The organism is Pseudonocardia lacus (assembly GCF_018531445.1).
GTDB classification, from domain to species: Bacteria; Actinomycetota; Actinomycetes; order Mycobacteriales; family Pseudonocardiaceae; genus Pseudonocardia; species Pseudonocardia lacus.
The window spans coordinates 18,639-45,449 of sequence record NZ_JAHDTH010000025.1 but is presented as its reverse complement, the minus strand read 5'-3'; the positions used below and the strand labels follow the sequence as shown (position 1 = coordinate 45,449).

At 74.9% G+C, this 26,811-nt stretch carries 23 protein-coding genes and 1 pseudogene; 9 read left to right on the top strand and 15 right to left on the bottom strand.

Going from position 1 to position 26,811, the window contains the following annotated elements:
- Positions 1–92: 92 nt before the first annotated feature.
- On the bottom strand, positions 93–278 hold the full coding sequence (locus KIK08_RS08190; RefSeq protein ID WP_214402409.1) for a PspC domain-containing protein: 186 nt from the start codon (positions 276–278) through the stop codon (positions 93–95).
- Positions 279–567: 289 nt separating this feature from the next.
- Between KIK08_RS08190 and KIK08_RS08185 the strand changes: the two genes are divergently transcribed.
- Positions 568–1,032 carry a cupin domain-containing protein gene (locus tag KIK08_RS08185; protein ID WP_214402408.1) on the top strand — a complete coding sequence of 155 codons (465 nt, stop codon included), beginning with the start codon at positions 568–570 and terminating at the stop codon, positions 1,030–1,032.
- Positions 1,033–1,047: 15 nt separating this feature from the next.
- Here KIK08_RS08185 and KIK08_RS08180 read toward each other — a convergent pair whose 3' ends face one another.
- Together KIK08_RS08180 and KIK08_RS08175 are read right to left on the bottom strand one after the other, a co-directional pair.
- Positions 1,048–1,515: a TetR/AcrR family transcriptional regulator gene (locus tag KIK08_RS08180; RefSeq protein WP_408004651.1), complete on the bottom strand. Its 468-nt coding sequence runs from the start codon at positions 1,513–1,515 to the stop codon at positions 1,048–1,050.
- Positions 1,512–2,207, bottom strand: a complete 696-nt coding sequence (locus tag KIK08_RS08175) for an SDR family NAD(P)-dependent oxidoreductase (protein WP_214402407.1) — start codon at positions 2,205–2,207, stop codon at positions 1,512–1,514. The genes KIK08_RS08180 and KIK08_RS08175 overlap by 4 nt, the downstream gene beginning before the upstream one ends.
- A 102-nt stretch (positions 2,208–2,309) precedes the next feature.
- Here KIK08_RS08175 and KIK08_RS08170 point away from each other — a divergent pair, with 102 nt between their 5' ends.
- Positions 2,310–3,161: a helix-turn-helix domain-containing protein gene (locus KIK08_RS08170; protein WP_214402406.1), complete on the top strand. Its 852-nt coding sequence runs from the start codon at positions 2,310–2,312 to the stop codon at positions 3,159–3,161.
- Positions 3,162–3,203: 42 nt separating this feature from the next.
- On the opposite strand, the gene KIK08_RS08165 is transcribed toward KIK08_RS08170, so the two are convergent.
- The 3 genes from KIK08_RS08165 to KIK08_RS08155 all read right to left on the bottom strand — a co-directional run bounded on the left by KIK08_RS08165 (position 3,204) and on the right by KIK08_RS08155 (position 8,415).
- Entirely contained in the window at positions 3,204–4,037 is an 834-nt protein-coding gene (locus KIK08_RS08165) for a maleylpyruvate isomerase N-terminal domain-containing protein (protein ID WP_214402405.1), read from the bottom strand.
- Between the two features lie 487 nt (positions 4,038–4,524).
- On the bottom strand, positions 4,525–5,304 hold the full coding sequence (locus tag KIK08_RS08160; protein ID WP_214402404.1) for a DUF4389 domain-containing protein: 780 nt from the start codon (positions 5,302–5,304) through the stop codon (positions 4,525–4,527).
- Between the two features lie 330 nt (positions 5,305–5,634).
- A complete protein-coding gene (locus tag KIK08_RS08155; RefSeq protein ID WP_214402403.1) occupies positions 5,635–8,415 on the bottom strand; it encodes an AfsR/SARP family transcriptional regulator in 2,781 nt (926 codons plus the stop codon).
- Between the two features lie 68 nt (positions 8,416–8,483).
- On the opposite strand from KIK08_RS08155, the gene KIK08_RS08150 reads away from it, so the two are divergent.
- A complete protein-coding gene (locus KIK08_RS08150) occupies positions 8,484–8,831 on the top strand; it encodes a hypothetical protein (protein ID WP_214402402.1) in 348 nt (115 codons plus the stop codon).
- Entirely contained in the window at positions 8,828–9,412 is a 585-nt protein-coding gene (locus KIK08_RS08145) for a hypothetical protein (protein WP_214402401.1), read from the top strand. The genes KIK08_RS08150 and KIK08_RS08145 overlap by 4 nt, the downstream gene beginning before the upstream one ends.
- Before the next feature lie 59 nt (positions 9,413–9,471).
- Here KIK08_RS08145 and KIK08_RS08140 read toward each other — a convergent pair whose 3' ends face one another.
- The 4 genes from KIK08_RS08140 to KIK08_RS08125 form a co-directional block, all read right to left on the bottom strand.
- Positions 9,472–9,984, bottom strand: coding sequence for a hypothetical protein (locus KIK08_RS08140; protein ID WP_214402400.1), 513 nt, complete (start codon positions 9,982–9,984; stop codon positions 9,472–9,474).
- A 166-nt stretch (positions 9,985–10,150) separates the two neighbouring features.
- Complete coding sequence (locus KIK08_RS08135) at positions 10,151–10,786, bottom strand: TetR/AcrR family transcriptional regulator (protein WP_214402399.1); 636 nt, start codon at positions 10,784–10,786, stop codon at positions 10,151–10,153.
- Positions 10,783–13,290, bottom strand: a complete 2,508-nt coding sequence (locus KIK08_RS08130; protein ID WP_214402398.1) for a PEP/pyruvate-binding domain-containing protein — start codon at positions 13,288–13,290, stop codon at positions 10,783–10,785. The genes KIK08_RS08135 and KIK08_RS08130 overlap by 4 nt, the downstream gene beginning before the upstream one ends.
- Positions 13,287–14,777, bottom strand: a complete 1,491-nt coding sequence (locus KIK08_RS08125; protein WP_214402397.1) for an MFS transporter — start codon at positions 14,775–14,777, stop codon at positions 13,287–13,289. The genes KIK08_RS08130 and KIK08_RS08125 overlap by 4 nt, the downstream gene beginning before the upstream one ends.
- A gap of 364 nt (positions 14,778–15,141) precedes the next feature.
- On the opposite strand from KIK08_RS08125, the gene KIK08_RS08120 reads away from it, so the two are divergent.
- The 4 genes and pseudogenes from KIK08_RS08120 to KIK08_RS08105 all read left to right on the top strand — a co-directional run bounded on the left by KIK08_RS08120 (position 15,142) and on the right by KIK08_RS08105 (position 19,301).
- Entirely contained in the window at positions 15,142–15,831 is a 690-nt protein-coding gene (locus KIK08_RS08120) for a class I SAM-dependent methyltransferase (RefSeq protein WP_214402396.1), read from the top strand.
- A 116-nt stretch (positions 15,832–15,947) separates the two neighbouring features.
- A complete protein-coding gene (locus KIK08_RS08115; RefSeq protein WP_250556552.1) occupies positions 15,948–16,109 on the top strand; it encodes a hypothetical protein in 162 nt (53 codons plus the stop codon).
- A gap of 17 nt (positions 16,110–16,126) precedes the next feature.
- Positions 16,127–16,453: pseudogene (locus KIK08_RS08110) on the top strand (fumarylacetoacetate hydrolase family protein); the annotation flags it as partial.
- Positions 16,454–16,583: 130 nt separating this feature from the next.
- Positions 16,584–19,301 carry a winged helix-turn-helix domain-containing protein gene (locus tag KIK08_RS08105; protein ID WP_214402395.1) on the top strand — a complete coding sequence of 906 codons (2,718 nt, stop codon included), beginning with the start codon at positions 16,584–16,586 and terminating at the stop codon, positions 19,299–19,301.
- A gap of 28 nt (positions 19,302–19,329) precedes the next feature.
- Here KIK08_RS08105 and KIK08_RS08100 read toward each other — a convergent pair whose 3' ends face one another.
- Both KIK08_RS08100 and KIK08_RS08095 read right to left on the bottom strand, forming a co-directional pair.
- Positions 19,330–20,511: a serine hydrolase domain-containing protein gene (locus KIK08_RS08100; protein ID WP_214402394.1), complete on the bottom strand. Its 1,182-nt coding sequence runs from the start codon at positions 20,509–20,511 to the stop codon at positions 19,330–19,332.
- A gap of 37 nt (positions 20,512–20,548) precedes the next feature.
- A complete protein-coding gene (locus KIK08_RS08095; RefSeq protein WP_214402393.1) occupies positions 20,549–22,186 on the bottom strand; it encodes a flavin-containing monooxygenase in 1,638 nt (545 codons plus the stop codon).
- 302 nt (positions 22,187–22,488) lie between these two features.
- Here KIK08_RS08095 and KIK08_RS08090 point away from each other — a divergent pair, with 302 nt between their 5' ends.
- On the top strand, positions 22,489–23,418 hold the full coding sequence (locus tag KIK08_RS08090; protein ID WP_214402392.1) for a hypothetical protein: 930 nt from the start codon (positions 22,489–22,491) through the stop codon (positions 23,416–23,418).
- A gap of 74 nt (positions 23,419–23,492) precedes the next feature.
- Here KIK08_RS08090 and KIK08_RS08085 read toward each other — a convergent pair whose 3' ends face one another.
- From KIK08_RS08085 to KIK08_RS08075, 3 genes are all read right to left on the bottom strand, one after another.
- Positions 23,493–24,326 (bottom strand): helix-turn-helix domain-containing protein, encoded by an 834-nt coding sequence (locus KIK08_RS08085; RefSeq protein WP_214402391.1) that lies wholly within the window; start codon positions 24,324–24,326, stop codon positions 23,493–23,495.
- A 95-nt stretch (positions 24,327–24,421) separates the two neighbouring features.
- Complete coding sequence (locus tag KIK08_RS08080) at positions 24,422–25,615, bottom strand: acyl-CoA dehydrogenase family protein (protein ID WP_214402390.1); 1,194 nt, start codon at positions 25,613–25,615, stop codon at positions 24,422–24,424.
- Entirely contained in the window at positions 25,615–26,658 is a 1,044-nt protein-coding gene (locus KIK08_RS08075; RefSeq protein ID WP_214402389.1) for a phosphotransferase, read from the bottom strand. The genes KIK08_RS08080 and KIK08_RS08075 overlap by 1 nt, the downstream gene beginning before the upstream one ends.
- Positions 26,659–26,811 lie beyond the last annotated feature (153 nt).

The window sequence follows — 26,811 nt, the reverse complement described above, 5'->3', positions numbered from 1 at the left end:
GTTCCTCGCGAGCTCCGGCTGCGCATGGCACCCGTCTCCCGCCTGGGCCACGACCTCGATGTCGGGGGAGGGTATCGGCGAACCCCCGCCGCCTACCGCCGCTCCTTCGGGATGATGATCCACAAGATGATGTAGGCCAGCTCACCGGCCCCGACCAGCCCGAAGATCACGAAGACGAGGCGGACGAACCCGCGGGACAGGCCGAACCGGTCCGCGAGCGCGGCGCACACCCCGGCGATCAACTTCCCGGAACCGGGTCTGACGAGTCGAGTGGCCATGGCGCGACCGTAGTACCGATCGCCCGTGCACGGTCGGATCCGGTGCATCGTCGCAGTCTCGATGTCGTCGGCTGCGTCGTTGCCGCCGGACGCACGCCGCTTGCTGATCCGCGCCCGGATCGGGTCGCGGTGCGCTCCCGGTCGAGCCGCTGAACACGGTGAACGCCCTCATCAGGATGTCCGACGTCGGCGCGCCCGGTCCCGCCCGGGGGCTTGACGGGTCGACGAGCATCGGGACATGCGACGAGGCAGTCCGGTCGTCGTCGTCGGGCCGGGTGCAGGACGGGCTGTGACCCGGCTCAACGGCGAGCAGACCGTGGTCACAGTGGGGCGCCGGGACACCGATGGCGCCTACGCGGTGCGCGAGAACATCGCCCCGCCCGACTTCCGACGGGTGCCGCTGCACATCCACCGACGCGCCGAAGAGGCCTTTTACGTGCTGGCCGGGGAGCTCGCGGTGTTGGCCGACGGGCAGCGGGTGGATGCCCCCGCCGGCGCGTTCGTGCTGATCCCGCGTGGGACCACGCACGCGCTCGCCAATCTGGCGTCGCGGCCCGTCCGCTGGTTGACCCTGATCTCCCCCGCTGCCGAGTCCGAGTGGATCGAGGCCGAGGAGGAGTTGCTCGCGGCCGGCGGTGAGCCCGATCCGGCGGCCCTCGCCGCGATCCACCACCGGTTCGGGCTCGAGCTGGTCGGCCCGCCACCGGACTGGACGCCCGGCGGAGCCGGATCGGCGGCCGCCGGTCCTCGGTAGCCGGTATCCGCCTCGTCATCGCGGGCGGCGCAGCCCGTCCAGCACGAGGGTGATGACGTCGTCGGCCTCGGCCCGCCAACGGGGGCGGTCGGTGACGGCCTCCTCCAGCGCCCGGCCGCCCTCGGCGAGGGCGCCAGAGCGATCGGCCATGAGCGTGGCCAGCGTCCGGGCCAGGCCCTCGTGGACGGCGATGTGGTCGACCATGTCGCGCAGGAAGGTCGCCAAGGCCTTCGCCGCGGGCAGCGTGGCCTGCAACTGGCGGGCGCGGTCGCACAGCGCGGCGACTTCCCCGTGGTAGACCGCCTCGGCCGGGGCCTCCCGGGTGGGGAAGTGGCGGTACAGCGTGCCGGTGCCCACCCCGGCCAGCCGGGCGAAGTCGTCGAAGCGCAGGTCGAAGAAGGCGCCGGCGTCGAAGACCCGCGCCCGGGTTGCGATACGCCGCCACCGCCCACACGCATCACGATCGTGTCGGCCGAGGATCACCAGGCGACGACGCCGTGGCGGTCGCGGAACTGCCCCGTCGGTCCCTGGGCGCCGATCGTGGCGAGCTCGACGACGGCGTCGGTCCCCTCGGTCACCGTCTGCGGACCGCTGTGCCCGTTGAAGTCGGTCGCGGTGTAGCCGGGATCGGCGGCGTTGACCTTGATGTCCGGCCATGCCTTGGCGTACTGCGTGGTGAGCATCGTCAATGCCGACTTCGAGGCCGTGTAGAGCGGGGCGGCGAACGTGGACTCGACCCGGTCGGGGTCATGGGTCACGGCGAACGAGCCCATCCCGCTGGAGACGTTGACGACGACGGGGTTCGCCGACGCCCGCAGCAGCGGCAGGAACGCGCGCGTCACCCGGACGACGCCGATCACGTTGACGTCGAACACGGCGGCGGCGTCGGCGGCGGTGAGCTCGTCGGCGGGCTTGGGCGGCTGGTTGACCCCCGCGTTGTTGACCAGGACGTCGACCACGCCCTCGTGGGCGGCGACGTCGGCGACGGCCGCGGCGACCGAGGCGTCGTCGGTGACGTCGAGGTGCACGAAGCGCGCGCCGAGGGCGTCCGCGGCGGCTCGGCCGCGTTCCGGGTCGCGGGCGCCGAGGACGACGGTGTGGCCGGCGTCGCGCAGGCGGCGCGCGGTCTCGAAGCCGAGCGAGCGGTTGGCCCCGGTGATGAAGGTGGTGGTCACCGCTCCACCGTGCGGGGACGGCAGCGGGCGAGCCAGTGCCCCGCGCGACGGGGGGACGGGCAGTACCAGGCTGCCGACGCGCGGTCGAGGCACCATGGCCGGGTGGACGAGACCCTGGCCGTGGCCCTGCGCCGCTGGCGCGACCGGCTCTCCCCGCACGACGTCGGCCTGCCCGGGCGCTCCCGGCGCCGGGCCCCGGGGCTGCGGCGGGAGGAACTGGCCGACCTGGCCGGCCTGTCGGTGGACTACGTCGTCCGCCTGGAGCAGGGGCGGGCGACGAGCCCGTCGGCGCAGGTGGTCGCGGCCCTGGCCAGGGCGCTGCAGCTGCAGCCAGCCGAACGCGACCACGCCTACCGCCTCGCCGGCCTCCTGCCGCCCGCCGCGGGAACGATCTCGACGCACGTGCCCGCCGGGGTGCAGCGCGTGCTCGCCCGCCTCCACGAGTTCCCGGTCGGGGTGTTCAGCGCCGACTGGACGCTGGTGATGTGGACCCCGGCCTGGGCGGCGCTGATCGGGGACCCGAGCGGTCGCGACCCCGAGCGGCTCAACCTCGTCCGCGCGGTGTTCGTCGACGGCCCGAGCGGGCTCGCGTCGTGGCCGGTGCGCCACGCCGAGGACGACGCGCTGGGGAGCGCGCTGGTCGCCGACCTGCGCGGGGCGCTCGTCGACCACCCCCGCGACGCGGGCCTCGCCGCGCTGGTGGGGGAGATGCGCACGAGGAGCGCGCACTTCAACCGGCTGTGGGACCAGGGCGCGGTGGGCCGGCACGTCTCGGCGCGCAAGACCGTCGAGCACCCGCTGGTGGGGGACATCACCTGCGACTGCGACGTCCTCACCGTGCCCGGCAGCAGCCTGCGGATCGTCGTCTACACGGTGGCGACCGGGTCCGTCGACGCCGAGAAGCTGGAGTTCCTCCGCGTCGCTCGCGGGATCCCCGCCGCTCCGGGAGCCTGAGCCGGGCTGATCAGCTGTGCAGGCGACGCCGTGGACCAGTGCTCAGTCGGCCACGTGGGCCGTGTGCTGGACCCAGTGTCGAACCAGGTCGGCATCTCCCTCGATCGCGACGTCGCCGGCGTGCCCACCGGTCGGGGGAAGGCGGCGGGTCAGGATCAACAGCAGCGAACCGGCCGGTCCGTGGACCGTCACGTCCGCCGCGTCGTTCGCGTGCCGCCAGCTCGCACCGCCGGGCCCGCGTTCGATGAACCAGTCGCGGGACGTGCCGAGGGTCGGCTCGTCCGTGGCGTGCCAGTGCAGGGTCTGCCCGGTGCCGCGCAGCGCGTCGGCGGAGTCCGAGCGTCGGGCCGCCCATGTCAGCGAGGTGAGCATCGCCAGGTGGTTGGTGATCAGCTCCGCGGCGACATCCGCGTCGATGTCGTAGCTGCCGGCGGCGGCCTCGGCGGACCCGGCGGCGGCCGAGGCCGCGTCGAAACCGTGGACCACCGCTTCGTTGAGGAGGCTGTGCAGCCAGAACTGCCCCCCGGTCCGTTCGTCGCCCGCAGCGTTGAACACCGGTGCCTCGAGCGCCGCGCCGGAAGCGGCCGCGGCCGCCCGGTCAGCGCTGTCGCCGAGCCAGGCCGGCCAGGACTGCGGGTCGGCCGGCATCGCCGCCATCTCGGTGGGCAGCTGGGTCGGGTCGGCGATGCGGCGCTCCAGGATCTCGGCCACCCAGTGCTGGGTCTGGCCGAGGTGCTCGACCACGTCAGCGGCGCTCCAGTCCGACGCCGTCGGCACCGGTGCATCGGGACCGGCCGCGCGAGCGGACTCCGCCAGCCCTCCGGTGTGCTGCTTCAGCGCTCGCCGGGCGCGTTCGGCACTCAGTTCGTAGCTCATGGTCGTTCCTTCATCACTCGGGACTCCCTACCCGGTGGTGACTCGGGATCGGGGCCGGATCTCATCGGTCATCGCCTGCGGGGGTGACAGGAAACGCCGTTGCCGGCGCTCTGCCTCGTGACGGTGGAGCTGCTCGCGGATGCTGCCGAGGTACGGCGGCGGGTGTGTCGTGCTGCCGAGACGCTAGGAGCGCGAGGTGCGCGGACACACGTGCCGATGGTCACGTTCTCCGGCACGACGTCCGGCGCGCACCCCGCGGGCCAGGTCATGAACCGATTCCAGCGCGACGTCGGCGGTGGGCTCCCGGTCCGCCGGGACGACGGCGAACGCGTCACCGCCGAGCCGCCCCGTCGAGGTCCCGCGCGATGGTGTCGGCGACGTGGCGCGGGACCCCGGCCGATATCCGATGCGCCTCCGGGCCGACCCGCCACGCGCTGACGATGCACGGCCGGGCCCGACGCCGTGGTGCGCAGGTGATCGCCGTATGTCAGACCGCGGCGTCGTGGGCGGCCGGCCGGCTGCTCGGATCGGTGTCGGTGGCGGCGTCGGTGGCGGAGGCGGCGTCGGTGGTGCGTTCGTCGCCACCGAGATCGAGTCGGAAGGGCGGGTAGCGGTCGGTCATCAGCGCGGTGTAGCCGGCGACCCGCAGAGCCCAGCGGTTGAACCCGACGATGATGTCGAACAGCGGGCGCGGGTAGTCGCCGGTGACGGTGAGCGCGATCGCGGCGATCAGGACGAGGAGGCCGACCAGACCCCCGCCGCCCCAGGTCCAGGCCTCGGCGCCGGCCTGTCCGCTGAGCCAGCCCCCGCCGCCGAACAGGATCCCGAGGATGATCAGGTGCGGGATGGCGAGCAGCCACTTCACCAGGGCGAGACCGCGGTGCAGCCGCTCCGGGTACGTGACGTCCAGGCGGGCGGGGTAGTCGGCGACGTCGGCGAGGGTGAACGGCGGGTAGCGGTCGGTGCCCAACGCGCTGTAGGAGTAGTAGCCCACCCGCCAGCTCCAGCGCAGCACTCCGACGTTGAAGTCGAAGATGGCTCGTGGGTAGCGGCCGGTGATGACGATCGCGACCAGTGCGACGAGGCTGAGCAGGCAGAAGCCGATCCACAACGGGATCAGCATCAGGACGTGCGGCACGACCAGCAGCCATTTGACCAGCCACAGCCAGCGCGAGAGTGGGCCGTCGCGACCGGCGTGCACGCTGATCGGGTACGACCGGTCCGCGTCGGCGGGGACGTCGGTGGTGGGCGGGTTCGTCGAGTTCATGTGATGGTCCTTCCGTGTCTGCGGCGGGTGCGCCGGTTCGGTGGCGCGAGCGGCGTCATGTCCGTCCGCGTACGCCCGGGCCGCATCGAGCCCGTGTCTGCGGTGTGCACGACACGACCGTGCTCATGTGGGCCGTGGCGGGCGCCATCGGGGCTGGTCAGATGGGCCATCCCCGGCACTTCTGGGCCTGCGTGCCTCGGGCGCCGGCCCGGCGGGGTCCGCCGGTGCGCGCACCCTCCTCCGGTGCCACCCGCTGCGCAACCCCGCAGCGGCTTCGTCCGCGCTCGCAGTCGGGTGCCCGCCATCGGTGTTCGAGCAGCGCAGACGGGGTCAGGCGGGCGGGTCGCCGTCCTCGGCGCGCAGGGTGGCCAGCAGGCCGGCGGCGAGGGCGGCGCCATCGCCTGCTCCGGATTCGGTGAACCAGCGGTCGGCGGCGACCAGGAGGTCGTGCGCCGCGGCCCGGTCGCCGCAGGACAGGTGGACCTCGGCCAGGCTCACGCGGGTCTCGGCGAGCATGCGGAGATCGCCTTCGTGCTCGGCGCCGGCGATGGCCCGTCTCAGGGTCTCGGCCGCGGCGGGGTCGCCGCTGCTGTGCTGGGCCCGGCCGAGGTCGGCCGTGTGCAACGCGGCCGCACCCGGGAAGCCGAGACCGGAGGCCGAAACGGCGGCGTGCGCGTGGTGTCGTGCCGCGTCGTCGAAGCGGTGCTCGGTTCGGGCGACCCGCCCGAGCAGTCCCTCGGCGTGCAGCAGACCCCAGGCGTCGCCCAGGGGTTCGAGGATGCGGATCGCGTCCTCGCCGGCCTCCCGAGCGGCCACGGTGTCGCCGAGGGCGAGGTGCGCGAACGCCGCGAGGAGGTGGCTCCCACCCTCGTGCCAGGTCGAGCCGTCCGGGGCGGAGGCGGCGCGGCTGTGCCGCAGGTCGTCCAACGCCTCGCGGAACCGGCCCTCCTGCAGCAGCACGAAACCCCCGTGCCAGCGGGCGAGTTCCCGGAGCCGCGCGTCGTCGGCGGCGAGGGCGGTCGCCGCGTCGAGTGCGAGGCGCGCGGAGCCGAGGTCACCCGACATGGCCTCCAGCCAGCTCTCCAGCAGCAGGGCGGTGACGCGGAGATCCGGGGGAGCCGAGCTCGCGGCCGTGTGTGCGGCGCGCAATCGGGCGGCGGCCGCGGCGTCGTCGAGCAGCACCCAGGCCCAGCCGAAGCCGACGGCGACGCGCAGGCCCGCGACGGGATCGTGGACGCGGGCATGCCCCAGCGCGGCGTCGATCGTCGCGCGCTCGGCGGCGGTGACGGCCACGTGCGCGGCCTGGCCGTGTCCGCGGACCCGTCGGGCCACCGTGTCGGCGACCCCGCCGACCCAGTCGAGAACCGCGTCCGCGGCGGTGCCGGCGGCGCCGGCCGCGGCGGCCCGGTCGTCGGCGAAGGCCCGGACGCTGTCGAGCAGGCGGTAGCGGGTGGTGCCGTCCGGGACGGGGTCGACGATGACCAGCGAGCGGTCGACCAGGCGTTCCACCACGTCGACGGCCGATGCGGCGGGGACGTCGAGCGCGGCCAGCACGTGCTCCACGCCGGCCAGCGTGGCCCCACCGGGGAACTGGGCCAGTGCCCACAGGCCGCGCTGGTCGTCGGGGAAGAGCAGGTCGTAGCTCCAGGACAGCGCGGCCGCGAGGGTGCGCCGGCGCTCGGGTCGGGCGGAGGTGGGGTCGGCGAGCAGCGCGAAGCGGTCGTCGAGCCGGCGGATGATCTCGGGGACGGTCAGGATCCGGGCCCGGGCCGCGGCGAGTTCGATCGCCAGCGGCAGGCGGTCCAGCGCGCGACACAGCTGCGCCACGTCGGGCGCGGTGTCGACGGTGAGGGTGAACGACGGCCGGCGCTCGGCGGCCCGCCGCGCGAACAGCGTGACCGCGTCGGCCTCCGGCAGCGGGCCGAGCGCCCGCACGACCTCGCCGTCGAGCCCGAGCGGCCGCTGGCTCGTGACCAGCACGCGCACACCGGGAGCCGTGTCGAGCACCGCGCCGACGAGCGCACCGATCGGCTCCACCAGGTGCTCGCAGTTGTCGAGGACGAGCAGCAGCTCGGCGCCCCGCAGCCCGTCCGCGCCGTCCTTGCCCGGCAGCGCGTCGGCGAGGGCGGCGGGCAGTTCCGCCGCGGTCCGGACGCCCTCCAGGCGCACCAGCCACGCCCCGTCCGGCGCCGGGCTGCCACGGGCGATCTCGGTGGCGAGGCGGGTCTTGCCCACGCCGGCCGGGCCCACCAGCGTGACGAGCCGGTGGGCGGCCAGGTCGGCGAGCCGGGCGCCGAGCTCGGTCGTGCGGCCGACGAGTGACGTGGTCAGCGCGGGGAGGTTCCCGCGGCGGCGATCGGCGGCCGCCGGGTCCAGGCCGCGGTCGTGGGCCAGCACCTGCCGCTCCAGCGCCCGCAGCTCGGGGCCGGGGTCGACGCCGAGCTCGTCGGCGAGCAACGCGGTCACCCGGCGGTGCGCGGCCAGCGCGTCGGACTGCCGGCCGGAGCGGTACAGCGCCGTGATCAACAGCCCCCACAACCGCTCGCGCAGCGGATGCACGGCGACCAGCGACTCCAGCTCGCCGGTGAGCTCGCCGGCAGCCCCGAGGGCGAGCCGCGCGGCCAGCCCGTCCTCCACCAGGTGCAGGCGGGCCTCCTCCAGCCGCGCGCGGTGGGGGAGCACCCAGTCCGCCCCGCCCGCGGCGGGCAGCACCTCGGGCCCGAACAGCGCGAGGCCCGCGCGGCAGGTGGCGAGTGCCGCGGCCGCGTCGCCCGCGGCGAGCAGCGCGGCGCCCGCGTCGGCGAGCCGCAGCGCCTCCAGCGCGTCGACGGCCCGGGGGTCGACCACGAGGGTGTAGCCGGCGGCGCCGCCGGTGAGCGCCGCCGGGTCGCCCAGGGCCCGGCGCAGCTGGGAGACCTTGGCCTGTAGGGTGTTGCGCCGCGCGCCCGCCGGGTCGGACCAGAGGTCGTCGAGGAGGCGCTCGGCGCGCACCGGTCGCCCGGCGTCGAGCGCGAGCCGCACCAGCAGTTCGGTGGTCAGCCCGCCGGGGACCACCGCGGGAACGCCGTCGTCGCGCGCCTCCACCCGTCCGAGCACCGCGACGGTGAGCATGCCGGCCAGCGTAGGCGCGTCAGACGATCGTCAGTGGGTCGTCAGCGCCGGTCGTGATGCTCGCCGACGTGCAGACGACCAGTTCGGACCGGCTGATCCGGCGGTTCATCGCCGGCGACCGGGCGGCGAGCGGTGTGCTCGTCGAGCGTGCCGGTGGCAGCGACGAGCCGGCCGTCCTCGTGGCCGCCGCGCTCGTCGTCCCGGCCTGGGCGCCGCTGCTCGCCCGGGCGGCCCGGGCGGCGCGCAGCGGACGTGACCGCCAACTCGTCGAGATCGCCGCGGCGCACCTGCGCGGTGAGGTCGACCGGGTGCTCCTGCTGGCCCGCGACCACCTGGCCGACCACCCCGACAGCCTGCTCGCCGCGCACATCGCCGCGAGTTGCACCGACGCTCCGGAAACGGGAGAGCACCTGTGAACACCCGACGCACCGCCGCGCTCATGACCACCACCCGCACCCGCCTGCTGCGACCGTGGGCCCTGTGGATGGTGGGCTTCCTCGCCTTCCCCGTCGCCGGACTCGCCGGTCGGGCGGTCGCCGGCCCCGTCGACGACCTCCGCGCCGCCGTCCTCGGCGGCGCGGTGACCGGGCTCGTCCTCGGCGCCGGGCAGTACCTCGCGGCCCGCGGAGCCCTCCGCCGCCGCTGGATCCCGGCCACCGCCCTCGGCATGGCCGTCGGGCTGGGGGTCGGCGCCGCCGCGGTCGGCTACCGCACCTCCCTGGGCGACCTGGCGCTGATGGGTGTCCTGACCGGCGTCCCGCTGGGCGTCGCGCAGGTCCTCGCCCTGTCCCCGACGACGCACCCGCGCTGGCTCTGGGGCCTCACCACCCCGGTCCTCTGGGGTCTCGGCTGGACCGTCACGACGCTCGGCGGCATCGCCGTCGCGGACCAGTTCACGATCTTCGGCGCCTACGGGGCGATCACCTTCTGCGCGCTCTCCGGGCTCGTGCTCCACGGCGTGCTGCTGCGCGACGAGCAGCGAACGCCGAGCACGTGACCTTCGGACCGGCTCGTCGACGGGCCTGCTCGCCCGCCCGACGAACGCGGTGATCGAGCTCAGGACGCGGGCATGACGCCGGCGGCGGCCAGCAGCGCGGGCACGACCAGCAGGATCACGCCCAACGCCACAGGTGCGCCGAGCGCGCCGAGGACGACGACGCCCTTCCGGAGTTCGTAGCGCCGCGTGTACGAGAGCGCCAGGACGCCGTAGCCGGTCGCCACCACCAGGAAGAAGAGCACGTAGGCGACTCCGGCCAGGTCGATCTGGTCGGCGCTGCCCGCCAGACCCGAGGCCATGCCGATCGCCTGCCCCACGCTGCCCAGGGCGTACACGGCGAGCATCGCGAACGCCCCCCACACCAGCACGCCGAGGACCACCGGGGGAACGAACCTCGCGCGGCCGGCGACCGACAACAGCGCCACCGCCGCACCCACCGCTTTGAGCCCGACGACGAGCCAGTTCATCACCGCGATCCCGGCGGAGTACTCGGCGTAGGGACCTCCGTCGAAGTGGCCGGTCAGCTCGAAGACGATGTTGACGACCGCGAACCCGATGCAGCACAGGGCCATGAGACGACCTGTCGCGGTGATGCCGGCGCCGGGTCGCGCGGGGGCCGGGTGACGATCGGTTGCGGAGGCGGTCATCCCGGTAGTCAACAGCTGTCGCGCAGCCGGGTCCTCCCTCCCCAGGGGGACCGACGGCCAGGTCGTCCCTCCTCAGGGGGACGGCCTGCCCTCACCGGTCAGCGGCTCCCGGCAGCCGCAGGAGCGGGATGACCACCTCGTCCGCGATCTCGACGATCACCTGGTCCGGGATCGGGACGCCCCGGGTGATGAAGTGGTGGCGCAGCAGTGCGTGCCCGGTCTCGAGTCGCCGCTCGCTGAGCGCGGCGACGTCCACCTCGCCGCGGGCGACCGCGCGGCGCACGATCTCGTGCATGCCCACCTGGCTGGTGCCGCGGGCGTAGGCGCGCACCCGCCTGGCCTTGTCGGGGTCGCCGAGCGCGTCGCTGAGCACGCCGCCCAGCGCCTGACCCGCCGGGCCGGCCAGCTGCTCGGCGACCGCGCGCATCATGGCGAGGAGGTCGCCGCGCAGGCTCCCGGTGTCCGGCGGTGCCCCCTGGTCGGGCAGGACGTGGTACACCGCGTCCATCACCAGCTCGACCTTGCTGGGCCACCGCCGGTACAGCGACGCCTTGCTCGCGCCGGCGCGCTCGGCCACCCGCTCCACCGACAGCCGCGCGTAGCCCACCTCGGCGAGCTCGGCGAGCACCGCGTCGAGGATCGCGGTCTGCAGGGCGGCCCCGCGTCGGCGGGGCCGCTTGCGGTGGTCGTCGTCGGCTCCCGCGACGGTCCCGGCCGGTACGCTCACCGGTCCAGCGTGCCGGAAGTCGGGGCCGCGGTCACCCGGCCGGTGTCGCCGTCGACCGTCACGATCTGCCCGTCGACCAGCACCCCCGTGCCGGTCGCCGAGCCCATGACGGCCGGGATCCCGTACTCGCGGGCGACGATCGCGGCGTGCGACCCGATGCCCCCGGTGTCGACGACGACCGCGGCCGCCCGCTGGAACAGCGGCGTCCACGACGGGTTCGTGTACGGGCAGACGAGCACGTCGCCGCTGCGCAACCGGCCGAACTCGGCCGGCTCGCGGATCACCCGCACCGGTCCCGTCGCTCGTCCGCCGCTGGCCGGGGTGCCGGTGACCAGGGCGTCGCCGTCGACCGTCCGGCCGGCGAACAGCACCGACCGGGTGATGAGCGGTACCCCCGCCAGCTCGGCCCGGCGGGCCGCGCGGGTCCGCGCCGCGGCGCGCACCCGCTCGGCGTCGGCAGCGGCGAGCGCGGTGGGGTCGCCGAGGCACTCCAGCTCCTCCAGGCGCAGGTGCAGCACGTCGTCCGCGGCGCGCAGCACGCCCGCGGCGGCCAGCCGGCGCCCCATCTCGAGCACGGCCCGGCGCAGCACCGGCAGCCCCCGGGTGGCGTGGAAGTGGGTGTCCTCGCGGAGGGCGATGCCGGTGCGGGCGGCGGCCAGCAGCCGGCGCAGGCGTGGGCCGGAGCGGGTCGCGCGCACGAGCGGGTGCGACACCAGCAGCCGCTCGGCCTGCTCGGCGCGGTCGGCCGCCGGCGCCGGCGGGGCGTCCTCCACCAGGACCTTCACCAGGCCCAGCACCGTGGCGGGCGCTTCGCCCCAGGTCGGCGCGGACATCAGCAGCAGGCTCGCCGTCTCGCGGTGCCCGTACTCGTCGAGGAACGCCGCGAGCGTGGCGCGGAACGCGGTGAAGGCGGGATCCTGCTCGATGCGCTCGGCGAGCGCGGGTGGTTCGAGCCCGAAGACGGTGCGCAACGCGGCATCGGCGCGCACCTGCTCGGCGAGCCCCAGCAGGGCCCGGTTGGCGTCCTCGGTGCGGGTCCGCGCGCCCAGGGTCAATCCGGACACGGCGCGGCGGCGCAGCAGCAGTTGCACCACGCGCAACCGCAGCAGGTCGATCCCGACCCGGGGCAGGTAGTCCACCCGCAGGTCGGTGATGAGCTCGGTGACCGCGAGCACCCGCCGCGGGAGCCCGCGCAGCTCCGCCCAGCCCAGCGCACCCACGTCGAGCCCGGCGAGCTCGCGCACCGCCCGGTCGAAGCGGTCGAACCGCGGGTCACGGGTCCACTCCGCGGGGCGGAACCGGTGGATCCGCGGCAGGTTCCGCGCGGGCGCGGTGAGCACCTTGCGGGTCAGCCGCGGGGATGGCGGGACGAACCGGTCCACGACGCCGTCGGACTCCGGGAGCACGTCGGCGAAGGCGACGCGCAGCCCCGGGATCTCCGCGAGCATCCGCTCGACCATGTGCCCCACGCCGGGCCCGATCCAGCCGCTCATGTCCATCGGGTAGGGCCGGACCGGCAGCATCTCGGCGATCTGCGGCCCGGTGAAGCGCTGGATGCGGGTCAGGCGCAGCGGTGGCGGGGGGAGCGCGGTCATCGGGCGCGCCTGCACCACCCGGACCCGCCCGTCGGCCCACGCCCACTCGACGTCCTGCGGCCTGCCGAAGTGGGCCGCGACCTGCCGCCCGATGGCGGCCAGCTCGGCGAGCACGGCGTCGGGGAGCTCCTCGGGCGCCTCGCCGCTGCGGTGCTCGACGCCCCCGCCCTCGACTCCGCGCACGACGACCTCGCGCAGTCCCGCACGTCGCTCGCGGACGTGCCCGTCCGCATCGAGCACGTAGTGGTCGGGGGTGACCAGTCCGGACACCACCGCCTCGCCGAGCCCGCTGCTGGCGTCGACGACCAGTTCGTCGCGGGCGCCGCTGACCGGGTTCGCGGTGAACAGCACGCCGGCGAACGCGGCCGGCACCATCCGCTGCACCACGACCGCGATCCGCACCGCGGCCGGGTCGATGTCGCGCTGCGCCCGGTAGGCGATGGCCCGCTCGGTCCACAGCGAGCCCCAGCAGCGGCGCACCGCGTCGAGCAGCGCGTCGGGGCCGACGACGTTCAGGAAGGTGTCCTGCTGCCCGGCGAACGCCGCGCCCGGCAGGTCCTCGGCGGTGGCGCTGGACCGGACCGCCACCGGGCCGTCGCCGAGCAGCGCGCGGGCGTCGAGGATCTCGCCGCGCAGCTCCTCGGGGATCTCGACCGCGGCGAAGGCCGCGCGCACCGCGGCTCCGGCGTCCTCGGCCGCGGCCGCGACGGCCGGCGCGAGACCGGCGTGCTCGACGACCGCGGCGTAGGCGTCCGTGGTGACGACCGCACCGTCCGGCACCGGGAACCCGGCCCGGAGCAGCTCGCCGAGGTTGGCCCCCTTGCCCCCGGCGACCGCGAGGTCGTCGCGGTCGACGGCGGTGAGCGGAAGCACGAACCGGGTGCCGCTGCGGGTGGGGACACGGGTCATCGTGGGCTCCTTCCTGACGGGTCGCTCCCTGACGGGTCGCTTCCCGATGAGTGGCGGACGTGCGCGGTCTCCCGCAGCGGCTGCGCGGGGAGCGCGATGGACAGCACGCAGGCGAGTGCGAGCAGGGGTGCGACGAACCCGAACACCGGCGGGACGGCGGCGCCGAACGCGTCGCGCACGGCGGCGGGCAGGTCGGCGAGCTGGTCCGGGTCGAGGCGCATCGCCACCCGCGGGTCGATGCCGGCGGGCAGCGCGGCGGCGAACCGGGACGTGATCAGCGCGCCGATCGCGGCGACGCCGGTGCTCGCGCCGATCTGGCGCAGGAACGTCACCGCGGAGGTGGCCGCTCCGAGGTCGCGGTGCTCGGCGCCGTTCTGCGCGACCAGCACCATCACCTGCATGACCATCCCGATCCCCAGCCCGATCAGCAGCAGCGCGCCGAGCACGAGCGGCAGCGGCGTCGTCGGGCCGACGGTGCCCAGCAGCGCCAGTCCGAGCGCGGCCACCGCGGTCCCGGTGACGGGGAAGGCCTTGTAGCGGCCGGTGCGGGTGATCAGCCGGCCGGACACCGTCGTGGTGACGATGACGCCCGCCATCAGCGCGGTGATCACCAGGCCGGCCTGCGTGGCGGAGGCGCCCCTGGCCACCTGGAGGAACGCCGGCAGGTAGCTGATCGTGCCGAACAGGGCGAATCCGATGAGCGCGCTGACGGCGATCGGGATCGCGATGGCGCGGGTGCGCACCAGCCGCAGCGGCAGCACCGGGTCGGCGGCCGTGCGGGCGGTGAGCAGCCAGCCGACGACGGCCAGCCCCGTCGCCGCCGCGACCAGCGGGGTGGCCCCGCCCATGCCGCTGCTGAGCAGGACGATGCCGATCACGGCGAGCGAGAGGAGCACCGCGCCGAGCACGTCGAACGGCGGGCGCTCCCGCGGCGCCGGCAGCCGCAGCGTGCGGGCGACGACGACCAGCGCGACCAGGCCGAGCGGCGGGTAGAGCGCGAAGATCCAGCGCCAGCTGAGGTGGTCGACCGCCAGCCCGCCGAGCAGCGGCCCGCCCACCGCGGCCACGACGTACACGGCGCCGAGCAGGCCCAGGTAGCGCCCCCGCTCCCGCGGGCTCACCACCTCGCCGAGCACGGCCTGCGCCCCGATCATCAGCCCGCCGCCGCCCACACCCTGCACCACCCGCCAGACCACGAGCGCCGACATCGAGGTCGCCGTGGCGCACAGGACCGCGCCCAGCACGAACACCCCGATCGCGCCCATCAGCACGGGCTTGCGCCCGAACCGGTCCCCGAGCTTGCCGTGCAGCGGCATCACCACGGTGGCCGCGGCGAGGTAGGCGGTGATCACGGCCGGCATCAGGTCGAACCGCCCGAGGTCCGCGGCCACGGCGGGAAGGGCCGGCGCCATCGCGGTCTGGTCGAGGGCGCCGAGCAGCATCACGAGCATGAGGCCCGGCAGCACCCGGTCCGCGGAACCGGCCATCCTGGCCTCCTAGAGAACGCTACGTTTCTTATAACGTACGGGTCGTTCCTACGAAACGCAACGTTCACTCGTGGTTCGCGGCTAGCGGCTTGTCGCGCTGCGGCCCGGTGGCTCGCAGAGGTGGTGGCGTCCGCGCAGCGTCAGGGGTGTTCTCGCAGCCCGCCGGCGCGCTGCGATAACACGTCCAGGGCTGCGAAGTGCGCCCCAAATCGGGTCCGCCGGGTTGCGGATCTGGTCGGCCGGCCCGGGGGGTGCGCGGTCCGGGTGAAGCGGATCTCCGAAGGGCCGGCCCGCTCCGGCGGGCTGCCCCGCCGATGGCCCCGGGCTTGACATCGAGGGTCTTCGAGCACCCACCGTGGTATCCATGAGCGCTCCGGCCACTCCCGCATCGCCCGCTCCGTCCTGGTCCACGGGGACCACCCCCAACCGCTTCGCCGCGCTACCGGCCGGGCGCCTCGGTCGGCTGGGCGGGCGGCTGATGCGCCTGCTCAACCGCGGCCAGCAGCGGGAGGTGCTGGCGCTGCTGGCGGCCAGCGGGGTGGACGCGGCGGTCGAGGTGGTCGAGATCGGCCCCGGGCCCGGGGTGCTGCTCGGGCTGCTCGCTGCCCGTGCGGACGTGCGGCGGGTGGTGGGCGTCGAGCCGTCGGTGGACATGCGGGCGCTGGCGATCCGGGCCAACGCCGCGGCCATCGCCGCCGACCGGCTGGAGGTCCGACCCGGAGACGCCGCCACCACCGGCCTGCCCGACGGGTGCGCCGACGTCGTCGTCTCGGTCAACACCGTGGCGATCTGGCCCGATCTCGACTCCGGTGCCGGCGAGCTGCGTCGGCTGCTGCGCCCCGGCGGCCGGCTGCTGCTGAGCTGGCACGGCGGGCGCGCGCCCAGCCGGGCCGCGCGACCCCTGCTGCTCGACGAGGCCGCGCTCGGCCGGATCGAGACCGCGCTGCGGCGGCGCTTCGACACCGTCGAGCGCACCCTGACCCGCCACTGCACCGTCTTCGACGCAGGGGTCGCCCCGACCACGCGGCTCGACCCGGACCCGCCGGGCCGCTGACCCCGACTCGTGGACACGGGGTGCCCCCGGTCGAGGAGCCCGGCCGGGAGCGGGTCCTGCTCTGCGCCCATCGCGATCGGGCGGATCGTCCGCGCGCATGTCCCGTCACGACCGAGTTGGAGACGATCGACGAGGACACCTGGTACCCGCACCTCTACGACTTCACCCGGCCCGAGGTGTCCGACCAGTGGGCCACGGCCGACGCCATGAACGAGTTCGTGGCCTCCCGGTCGTTCAACGACCCCGACAAGGGCCTGTTCGTGCCACCGCCGGTGTGAGGGGATGGGCGCATGCGCTGCTCGCCTACGCCTCCCGCGGCACCTGGGTCCGCGCCGGCGACGTGCTCGGCTCCGGGACCTGCGGCAACGGCGGCTGCCCGGCCTTGCTCTGGGGCCGGCGCGGCGGCCAGGACCCGCCCCCGCTGCGCCCCGGCGACGGCGTCGAGATGACCGTCGAGGGCATCGGCACCATCCGCAACCGCGTCGTCGCCGGGGACGAACTGCCCCCGGTGCGGCCCGCCCGGCCGCGCCCGCGCACCCGCGAGCGCCCCGTCCCAGGCCTCGGCTTCCGAGGCCCGATGGGCGGTTCTCCCGCGGTGCCGGGCAGCAGTCGACGCGCGTGAGCGGCCGGTCCCACTACCCGAGCGGGTAGTCGGCGTGGTCCGACCCGCGGCGACGGCGTTGCCCACGGGCCGGCGAGGCGCGACGATCGGTGCTGAGCACGGACTCGCCCGAGCCCGATGAGGTGCGCCGATGACGCCTGCCCCGCGACCCGCGCACCCGCCGGACGCGTCGAGCCGGTTCCGGGCGCCGACCTACGTCCGCAACGTCATCGAGCGGCGGCGCCTGCTCGCGGTCCTGCGCGCCGATTCCGGGCGCCAGCTCACCGTCATCCAGGCCCCGGCCGGGTACGGGAAGACCACCCTGGCCGTGCAGTGGCTGCGGGTGCTGGAGGACGGTGGTGCGGCGGTCGCGTGGCTCGGGTTGCACCGCGACGACAACGACCCGCACTGGTTCCTCTCGCACCTGCTGCAGGCGGTGCGCCGGGCGCTGCCGGAGAGCGCGGACACCCTCGACGACCTGCGGGAGCTGATCGAGCAGGGGGTCGAGGACGCCCAGCGCTACACGCTGTCGGCGGTGCTGGAGCTGATCGGCGGGCACCCCGCCCGGTTCGTGCTGACCTTCGACGACTGGCACGTGATCGACGACGCGCGGGTGCACCGGGCACTGGTCCACCTGCTGGACTTCGCGCCGCCGAACCTCTCGCTGCTGCTCACCAGCCGCACCCGGCCGCGGCTGCCGCTGAGCCGGCTGCGGGTGCGCCAGCAGCTGACCGAGGTGGACGCGGCGGCGCTGCGCTTCGACCTCGACGAGGCCAGGGCGTTCCTGGTGGACCTCAACGGACTGACCCTGCGGGGCGACGAGGTGGCGCGGTTGTCGGAGGGCACCGACGGGTGGGTCGCGGCCCTGCAGCTGGTCTCGTTGTCGCTGCGCGACAGCGCCGACCCGGCCGCGCTGATCCGGGACTTCTCCGGGCGCCACCACTCGATCGGCGAGTACCTCGCCGAGAACGTGCTCGACGCCCTGCCGGGCGAGATCTTGGACTTCCTGCTGGCCACGTCGGTCTGCGACCGGCTCTGCGGGGAGCTGGCCGGGGCGCTCGCCGGGCGCGGCGACGGGCAGGCGATGCTGGAGGAGCTGGAGCGGCGCGACCTGTTCCTGCGCCCGCTCGACGCCGAGCGCACGTGGTTCCGCTACCACCACCTGTTCGCCGACCACCTGCGGCGACGGCTGGAGCGCGACCGCCCGGAGCGGGTGCCCGGGCTGCACCGGTGCGCATCGGACTGGTTCTCCGCGCACGATCTCGTGCCCGAGGCGGTGGCGCACGCGTTGGCCGCGGGCGACCCGGGCCGGGCCACCGACCTGGTGGAGTCGCACGCGATGGCGCTGGTCGAGCACAGCCGCATGGTCAGCCTGCTCGGGCTCACCGGCCGGCTGCCGGCCCGCGCCACGCACGACCGCCCGCGGCTGCTGATGGCCGTCGCCTGGGCGAACTGCCTGCTGCAGCGCCCGCACGACGCGCAACTCGCCCTCGACGACCTCCACCTCGCCGTGCCGGTCGGCCCCGAGCACGAGGAGATGCACAGCGAGGCCGACGTCGTGCAGGCGTGCATCGACATCTACGGCGACCGCACCGACCGGGCCGAGGAGCTCGTCGAGCGCAGCCTCACGCGGTCGGCGGCCTACCGGCCGTGGATCGTGGCGGTGGCGGCGAACATCCAGGCGTTCTGCGACATCCACGCCATGCGGTACCGGGCGGCGCGCGACCGCCAGGCGTGGGCCCGGCCGTTCCACGAGCGGACGATCGGGCCCTTCGCCGGGGTCTACGGGCGCTGCTTCGCCGGCATCGCCGCACTCGCCCAGCTGGACCTGCCCGCCGCCGAGGAGCAGTTGCAGGGCGCGGTCGCGCTGGCCAGGGAGTCGGCCGGGCGGCGATCGCACGCGGCCCGGCTGGCCGGCGCCCTGCTCGGCGAGCTGCACTACGAGCGCGGCGAGCTCGACGAGGCCGAGCGGCTGCTGGAGGACAGCCGGGAGCTGGGCGCGGAGAGCGGAGTCGTCGACTTCATGGTCGCCAGCTACGCCCTGCTCGCCCGCATCCGGGCCGACCGAGGGGCCGCGGCCGAGTCCGGGGAGCTGCTGGCCGAGGGGACCAAGGTCGCCGAGCGGCTCGGCCTGACCCGGCTGCGGGCGGCCATCGAGGCCGAGCGGATCCGGCAACTGCTGGCCGCCGGCCGGCTGCGCGAGGCGCGCCGGGCCGCGCAGGACCTTCCCGACGGCACGGGCCGATCGGGCGGGATCGGGGTGGTGATCGACCAGATCCGGACCGCCTCGCTGGCCGCCGTCCGCTCCGCCGAGGGCGACCACGAGGGCGCAACGGCGTTGCTGGAGGAGCTGATCGCCGACCTGCGGCGGCGCGGACAGCTCCGGGCGGCGGTCAGCGCGACCGTGCAGCTGAGCGTGGTCCAGGAGCGCGCGGCGCGGCAGATGGCGGCGGAGCGCAGCCTCGCCGCCGCGTTGGCCCACGCGCTCCCGGCCGGGCTGTGCCAGCCGGTCCTGGACGGTGGCCCGGAGGTCGCCGCGGTGCTGGGCCGGCTGGTGACCCGGGCCGAGGCCGACACCTGGCCCGACGGCGGGACCGGTGCGCCGATCGCCCCCGGCGAGCTGGCCGCGCTGCTCGCCCGCACCGGCGCCGAGCCGGCGGGGGAGCGGGCCGCTGTCGACCTGACCGGCCGCGAGCTGGCCGTGCTGGGCATGCTCGACCTCGGCCGCAGCAACCAGCAGATCGCGCGTTCGCTGACGGTCACCGTCAACACCGTCAAGTGGTACCTGAAGAACATCTACAGCAAGCTCGGCGCCACCAACCGGGCCGAGGCCGTGTCGCTCGCGCGCCGGGGCGGGCTGCTGTCCTGAGCCGGACAGCGGCCCGCCCCGGAGACGGTCAGAGCGCCGCGTAGACGGCGGCCTCGAAGTCGGCGTAGGTCTGCCACGCCTCCTCGGTGATGAACGGCAGCGAGTTGGTGTAGATCGACGCGCAGATCCCGCTGGTGCGGTCGATGAAGAAGTGCGTGTTGAACAGCCCGGCCCATGCCCCGGTACCGGCCCGCCGCGCGCCCGGCACGTCGACGGTGTTGAGCAGCAGCCCGTAGCCCCACTTCCAGCCCGGGCCCACGTTCAGCGAGGCGGTGATCGGCGGGTCGGCGGTCGGGATCTCGGCCGGGAAGTCGAGGTCGCCGATCTGGTTGGTGAACGCCGCGTCGACGGTCTCCTGGCGCAGGATCCGTGCGCCGTCCAGCTCGCCGCCGCGCAGCAGGGCCCGCTCGAACCGGATGTAGTCGCGCGGGGTGGAGTACAGCCCGTGCCCGCCGGCCCACCACGCCGGCTCCTGGTTGAGGATCTCCCCGGCCGACGTCCACGCCCCGTCCTCGCCCCGGACGTGCACGGAGACGCAGTTGGCGTAGCGCTGCGCGTCGAGGCGGAACATGGTGTCGTCCATGCCGAGCGGGCCGGTGATCCCGTCCTTGACCACGACGTCCAGGGTGGTGCCGGCGACCTTCTCGACGACCCTGCCCAACCAGTCGGTGTTGATGCCGTAGACGAAGCGGGTGCCCGGGTCGGTGACCAGTGGCGCCGTGAACGCCTCCAGCGAGCCCGGGACGACGTTGGGCAGGCCGGTGACCTTCTCGTAGCGGGCCAGGTCGGCGTCCCAGAACCAGTACGCCAACCCCGAGGTGTGGGTGATCAGGTTGCGCACGGTGGCCCGGTTGCCGGCCGGGCGCAGCTTCGGGGTGTCGCCGTCGAAGCCCTCCAGCACCTGCAGGTCGGCGAACTCGGGCAGGAACGTGTCGACGGGCGCGTCCAGCTCCAGCTCACCCCGCTCGACCTGCTGCAATGCGGCGACCGTCGCCACCATCTTGGTCATGGACATGATCCGGAACTGGGTGCCGGTGGTCACCGGGTCGTCGCTCTCCCCGGCGACCCGCACCCCCGCGCCGCCCTCGTAGAGGACGCCGTCGCGGTCGGCGACGATGGCCGCGACGTGCGGTACCGCGCCGGTGCGGACCGCGCCGGCCAGCACCTCGTCGATGGCGGCGGTTGCGGCGCCGTCGAACCCTGAACCCATGGTCGAACTCCTTCGGTCGATGCGGAGGGTCTGCTGGTCAGCGGATATCGAAGCCGGGATAGCCGGCGCGCGCCACCTCGTCGCACTTCTGCCGGTAGGTGCCCACGCCGCCGGTGTAGGACAGCACCCGGCGCGGCTTGCCGGGAACGTTGGAGCCGAGGTACCAGCCGGTCGTGTTCGCGATCAGGGTCGCGCCCGCGGTCTCGTCGTGGTGGGTGACCCATGCGGCCTCGCCCTCCGCGGTCGCCTCGATCGTGGACAGCCCGCGGTCGCGGACGTGCCGGATCGCGTCGCTGATCCACTCGGTCTGCTGCTGCAGGCAGGTGGTCATGTTGCACAGCGCCGCCGACGGGGCCAGCGGGACCGCGGTGGTGAGCAGGTTCGGGTAGCCGTGCACCTGCAGGCCCATCATCGAGCGGATGTCGCGGCCCCAGTCCTCGGTGAGGCTGCGCCCACCGCGCCCGCGCACGTCGATGCGGGTCAGCGACCCGGTGCCGGCGTCGAACCCGGTGGCCAGCACGATGACGTCCAGCTCGTGCACGGTGCCGTCGGCGAGCTCGATCCCCGTCGGCGTGATCCGGGTGATCGGGTTGTCGCGCACCCCGACCAGCTCGACGTTCTCCCGGTGGTAGACCTCCAGGTAGTCGCGCTCCAGCGGCACCCGGTGGGTGCCGAAGCCGTAGTCGGTGGGCACCAGGACGTCGATCAGCCGCGGGTCCTTGAGCCGGGCGCGCATCTTCTCCCGGACGAACTCGGAGACCTCGTCGTTGACCTCCTGGGAGAAGAACATCTCCCCGAAGCTCGCCAGCCACAGCTTCAGCGAGCCGTCGGCGTAGATCTCCTCCAGCACGTCGCGGCGCTGCTCGGGCGTGCACTCGGCCCACACGTGCTCGAAGTCGTACTCGAAGCCGGTGAAGGTGTGCGGGATCGTCGCCTTGAGCTCGGCGAAGCGGGCCTTGTAGGCGGCCTGCTCGGCCTCCCCGTAGGCCGGGCTCTTCATCGGCAGCACGTACTGCGGGGTGCGCGCGAACACGGTCAGGTGGGCGACCTGGTCGGCCACGGTCTGGATCACCTGGATGCCGGTGGCCCCGATGCCGACCACCCCGACCCGCTTCCCGGCCAGCTCGACGCCCTCGGCCGGCCACCGGGAGGTGTGGAAGATCCGCCCGGCGAAGTCGGACTGGCCCGGGAAGACCTCCTCCAGCGGCGCGGACAGCATCCCGGCGCAGCTGACGAAGAACTGCGCGTCGACGACGTCGCCGCGGTCGGTGCGGATGGTCCAGCGACCGCGGTCCTCGTCGTAGTGGGCGCTGGTGATCGTGGTGGAGAACCGGATGTCGCGGCGCAGGTCGAGCCGGTCGGCGACGTAGCCCATCCAGCGCTCGATCTCCGGCTGGCCGGGGAACTTCTCGCTCCAGCTCCAGTCCTTGTAGAGGTCCTCGTCGAACAGGTACTGGTAGATGTAGGCCTCGCTGTCGAAGCGGGCGCCGGGGTAGCGGTTCCACCACCACGTGCCGCCCACGTCGCCGGCCCGGTCGAAGACGCGCACGCGCAAGCCCTGCTGGCGCAGTTGGTGGAGCTGGTACAGGCCGGCTACGCCGGCGCCGAGGATCACGGCGTCCAGTTCGAGTGTCTCACCGGTCGCGGGTGGCGCGGTCTGCGTGGCGGACGTCATCGTCGCTGCTGCTCCTTCGTCGGCGTGTGCTGCCGTGTCGGCCGTCACAGCATGCGGCGCGACCGGGTCCCGACACCCACCCGAGCGGGTAGTCGGGGTGGGGGGACCCGAGTGGGCGACGCGGCGGGAGCTGCTCGACCAGCTCGGCGGGACGCCGCCGTCCGGCCGGGCCCCGGACGACCTCAGTGATCTCGGCCCCGGCCCGACCACGGCCTCCGGACCGGCGCGGTCCCCCGCGCGGGGGAGTCGGATCGCGCTGGAGCGGGAGGCCGCGGTGGAGCGGCGACGGCAGCATCGAGGCCATGAGCGCGACCACGACGACCACCCCGCATCCCGTCCGGCCGAGGTCGCGACCGCGCACGCCGATCCTGCACCGGGCCACCGGATGGGCGGTCGCCGTCGGGGTGCTGCCCTACCTGGCGCTGAAGGCGCTCTGGCTCGCGCGGGTCGACGTCGGCCTGGCCGATCCGGGGATGCTCACCGATCCCGCCAGGGTCGCGGGCAACGCGATCACCGCGGCGCTGGACGTCCTGGTGATCGTCCTGGCCATGGCGTTGACCCACGGCTGGGGGTATCGGCTGCCCGCCTGGCTGCTGCTGCCGCCTGCCTGGGCCGGCACCGGGCTGCTCGTCCCGATCGCGCTGGTCAACCTGCCCGCGACACTGGTGTCGGCCGGTGTCGGGGCCGGGTTGGGCGACGGGTCGCTGGCGCCGTGGGTGGGGCTGCTGGTCTACGGCGGGTTCGCCTGGCAGGGCGTCTTCCTGGTCGCCGCGTTCGGGCTGCACGCACGGAGCCGCTGGTCCGGGGTGGTGAGCGCGCCGCGAGGGAGGGCTCATCCGCTGCTGCGCCGGCTGACCGCCGTCGGCGCCGGCACGGCGGTACTGGCGGCGGGCCTGCACCTCGCCACCGCCACGACGACCGACGACGTGGCCACCACCCTGGTGCACGCGCCCATCGCGGTGTTCGCGCTGCTCGGCGCGGCCGGACTGGTGACCCTGGTCGGCGGTTCACCGGCCGCTCGGGCGGGCGCCGTCATCGCGGTGTGGACCGGCAGCGCGGTCCCGTTCACGTGGGGGCTCTACCACCTGCTCCTGGTCGTCGGCGTCGACGCCTACAGCGGTGCGTCCGGTCTCGCGGGCACCGCACACCTCACCGGCCTGCTCGCCGGCCTCGTCCTCGCGTTCGCGGGTCTGCTCGCCCTGCTCGATCAGCGGGGCCGTCGTCGAAGGTGAGCGCGGCGACCCACCCACGGCTGCGAGGTGGCCGAATCACATGATCGACGCGGCTGGGACGGTCGGCGATGTGCTCACCCGGGGTCGGGGGGCGCCGCCGTGCGGAGCCGAGCCAGGAAGTCGGTGGGCGTCACCCCGGCCAGGGCGCGGAAGTCGCGGGTGAGGTGGGCCTGGTCGGCGTAGCCGGACTCGGTGGCCAGCCCGGCCAGCGAGGACCCGCCGCTCCCGAGTCGGTCGGCAGCGCGACCGAACCGGATCACCCGGGCGGCGGCCTTCGGCGCCAGGCCGACCTGGGTGGTGAACCGCCGGGTCAGGTGCTCGTGGCTCCAGCCGACCTCGGCGGCGATCCGGCCGACCCGCGCCCGGCCGCCGGAGGCCACCAGGATCGACCACGCCCTGGCGACCTCCGGTGACGGCGGCGTCGCCGTCGCCGCCCGACCGCCGAGGACCTCGTCGACGATCGCGAAGCGCTGCCGCCACGTCACCGCGTCGCGGACCCGGTCGGCGAACCGGGCGCCGGCGGGGCCGAGCACGTCGCGCAGGTCCGCGACGCGACCGCGCAGCTCGTCGAGCGGGACGCCCAGCAACTGGTAGGCGCCCAGCGGGTTCAGCATGATCTGCAGGTAGGCCGGGGCGCATACCCCGTCGAGCAGGTGGAACGTGTCGGCCGGCCCGCGCACGAACTCCGCCGGCCGGTACGGCGAGTCCAGCACCTTCACGACGAGTGTCACCGATGTCGTCGCCGGCAGCAGGAGGCGATGGCTGCCGATCTGCTCGGTCGAGCCCTCGTAGTCGCGGGCGACGTACTGGCGCATGCGCGGGTGCGGCGGCCGGTGCGGCACGCGCCACGAGTGCCGCTCGTTCTCCAGGTACCAGGCCGCTCGCGCGGCGGGACCGGCTGCCCGCATGCCTCGATTGTGGCCCCGGCCCCCGGCGACGGCACGATCCGGTTCCGGCGGTCGGATCCTCGAACGCACCTGGCCACCTCGCCGACGCTCGCCGATCAGGGCAGGAACGGCGGGTAGCGCACGGGGTTGCCGGCCACGGCCCGGCCGAGCTCGGGGCGGTGGCGGTGGGCGAGCAGCAGGTGCTGGCGCGCCGCCTGCACGTCGGTGAGCGCGCGCAGGACCGGGTGGCCGGCGGCCGCGGCCGCGGCTCCGCTGAGCCGGTGCGCGAGCGACGTCGTCTCCACGCCGACGTCGCCGGCGTGCAGCCCGGCCAGGAAGATCCGCGCCCGCAGGTGCTGGTCGATCGGCTCGTGCTGCTCCGCCCGGTCGAGCGCCTCGGCGACGGCCTCGCGCAGCGCCGCGCGGGCCGCCCGCAAGCGGGTGTCGGCGACGGCGAAGTCGCTCATGGCCACGGGGTCGTCGACGAGGCGGCCGCGCAGGCCGGTGCTGCCGGCGCCGGTTGCGCCCGCGATGTGGTCGAGCGCGCCGCGGGCGATGCCCAGGGGGACCGAGGCCAGCAGGGGCACCAGGACGGTGTGCAGCGGCAGCCGCCACAGCGGCCCCTCCGGCCACGGCCGGTCGCCGGTCGCGCAGTGCTCGTCGTCGGCGACCGGCACGTCGGCGACGCTCACGTGGTGGCTGCCCGTGGCGCGCAGGCCGACGGCGTCCCAGGTGTCCTCGACGGTGACGGACCGCAGGTCGACGAAGACCATCCGCGGCGTCGGATCGGGCCCCTCGGACAGCGCGCCCAGCCCGATCCACGCGCTGTGCAGGCAGTTGCTGGCGAACGGCCACCGTCCGGACAGCCGCAGCCGCCCGCGGTCGCCGACCAGGCGACCGACCGGCGCGAGCATGGTCGCGTTGCCCTGGTCGGGGTCGGCGAACACGCGACGGGCGCCGGACTCGGGCAGGTAGCCGGCGAACGCGTTGCTGCCCGCCCCGATCATGGCGCACCACGCCGTGCTTCCGTCGACGGCCGCGATCCGTTCCAGGACGTCCATCACGGCCACGACGGGCGCCTGTGCCCCACCCAGCTCGGTCGGCAGCAGCAGGCGGTACAGCCCGGTCCGGCGCAGCGCCCGGACCACCTCCTCCGGCAGCCGGCGACCGGCGCCCGCGGCGTGGGCACGCTCGCGCACCAGCGGCAACGCGACCTCGACCGCCGCCCGGACGTCGGACACCGGGTCGCGGTGGGACGGGTCCGGCGCGACCGCGACGCCGCCCACCACTGCGCGGTCCCGGATGGACATCACACCCCCAGTGCGGCGTACGTGTCGTGATCGACCATCGCCATGCCGAAGCGCGCGTAGGTCGCGGTGTTCACCTCGGCCGGCTGCCAGCGGTCCAGGTTGCACAGCCAGCTCAGGAAGCCGTGGACCGTTGCCTGTCGGTAGCCGCTCCACGCCTCGTCCGGCCCGGGCGCCGACACCCCGAACGTGGCGAGCGCCTTCAGGTAGTGGCCGAGCAGGTCGCGCTCGTGGGCCCGCCGGTCGGGCACGTCGAGCGCGGAGACGAGGAAGTAGTTGACGTCGTGCACCCAGGGCCCGATCGCGACCGTCTGCCAGTCGAGGAAGCCCACGCGCCCGTCGGGCTCGACGTAGGCGTTGCCGATGTGCGCGTCGCCGTGGACCACGCAGGCGGCGGCGCGCTGTGCCTCGGCCCGGTAGGTCGTGAACGCCGCGCGAAGCCGGTCCGGGTCGTGCAGGACGACCGGTGCGGCGAAGCCGCGCGGTGCGGCGAACCGCTCCGGCAACGCGGTGAGGAAGTCCCGCAGGATCGGCTCGGTGGCGGTGGGCAGCAGCAGGTCGACACCGAGCTGCCGGGGACGGTCGTCCTGCCACGACTGGCCGTGCAGGGCCGCGAGGGCGTCGAGGCCGGCCCGGGCCAGCTCGACGCCCAGCGGCCTCGTGGCACGCGCGAAGGTGGCACCTCGCGCCCCCAGGTCCTCCAGCGCGACGATGCCCTGGACGGGATCGGTCTGGGTCAGGCCGAAGTAGCTCGTCGGGCAGGTCAGCTCGTACAGCGGCGCGATCTCGTTGTAGAAGCGGACCTCGCCGCTGTAGAGGCCCATGCCGCCGAGGTACTCGCGGTACGCGCCGAACCCGCCCTTGACGCACATCCGGTCGGGCAGCCCGGCACGAGGACCGTGGGGGTCGTAGGCCAGTCGCAGCAGGACCTTGGTGGCGGTCCCGTCGATGAGCTGCACCGGCTCGGCCCGGCCGACCACGGCGCGCGGGTGGCGGGTGCGGAGCGCCGCGCTCAACCACCCGGCCGTGACCTCGTCCGCGGTCAACGGCAGGGGATGGGCGTCCCCCGAACCACCACGACCGGTCACACCGCACCTCCCTCGGACCACGGCGACGATAGGCACCGGTCCGCGGGAGGGTCTTGAAGGAAATTGACCTGGCGGGTTGCCAAGCGCTTCGGCCGGCGCTGCACTGGCGGA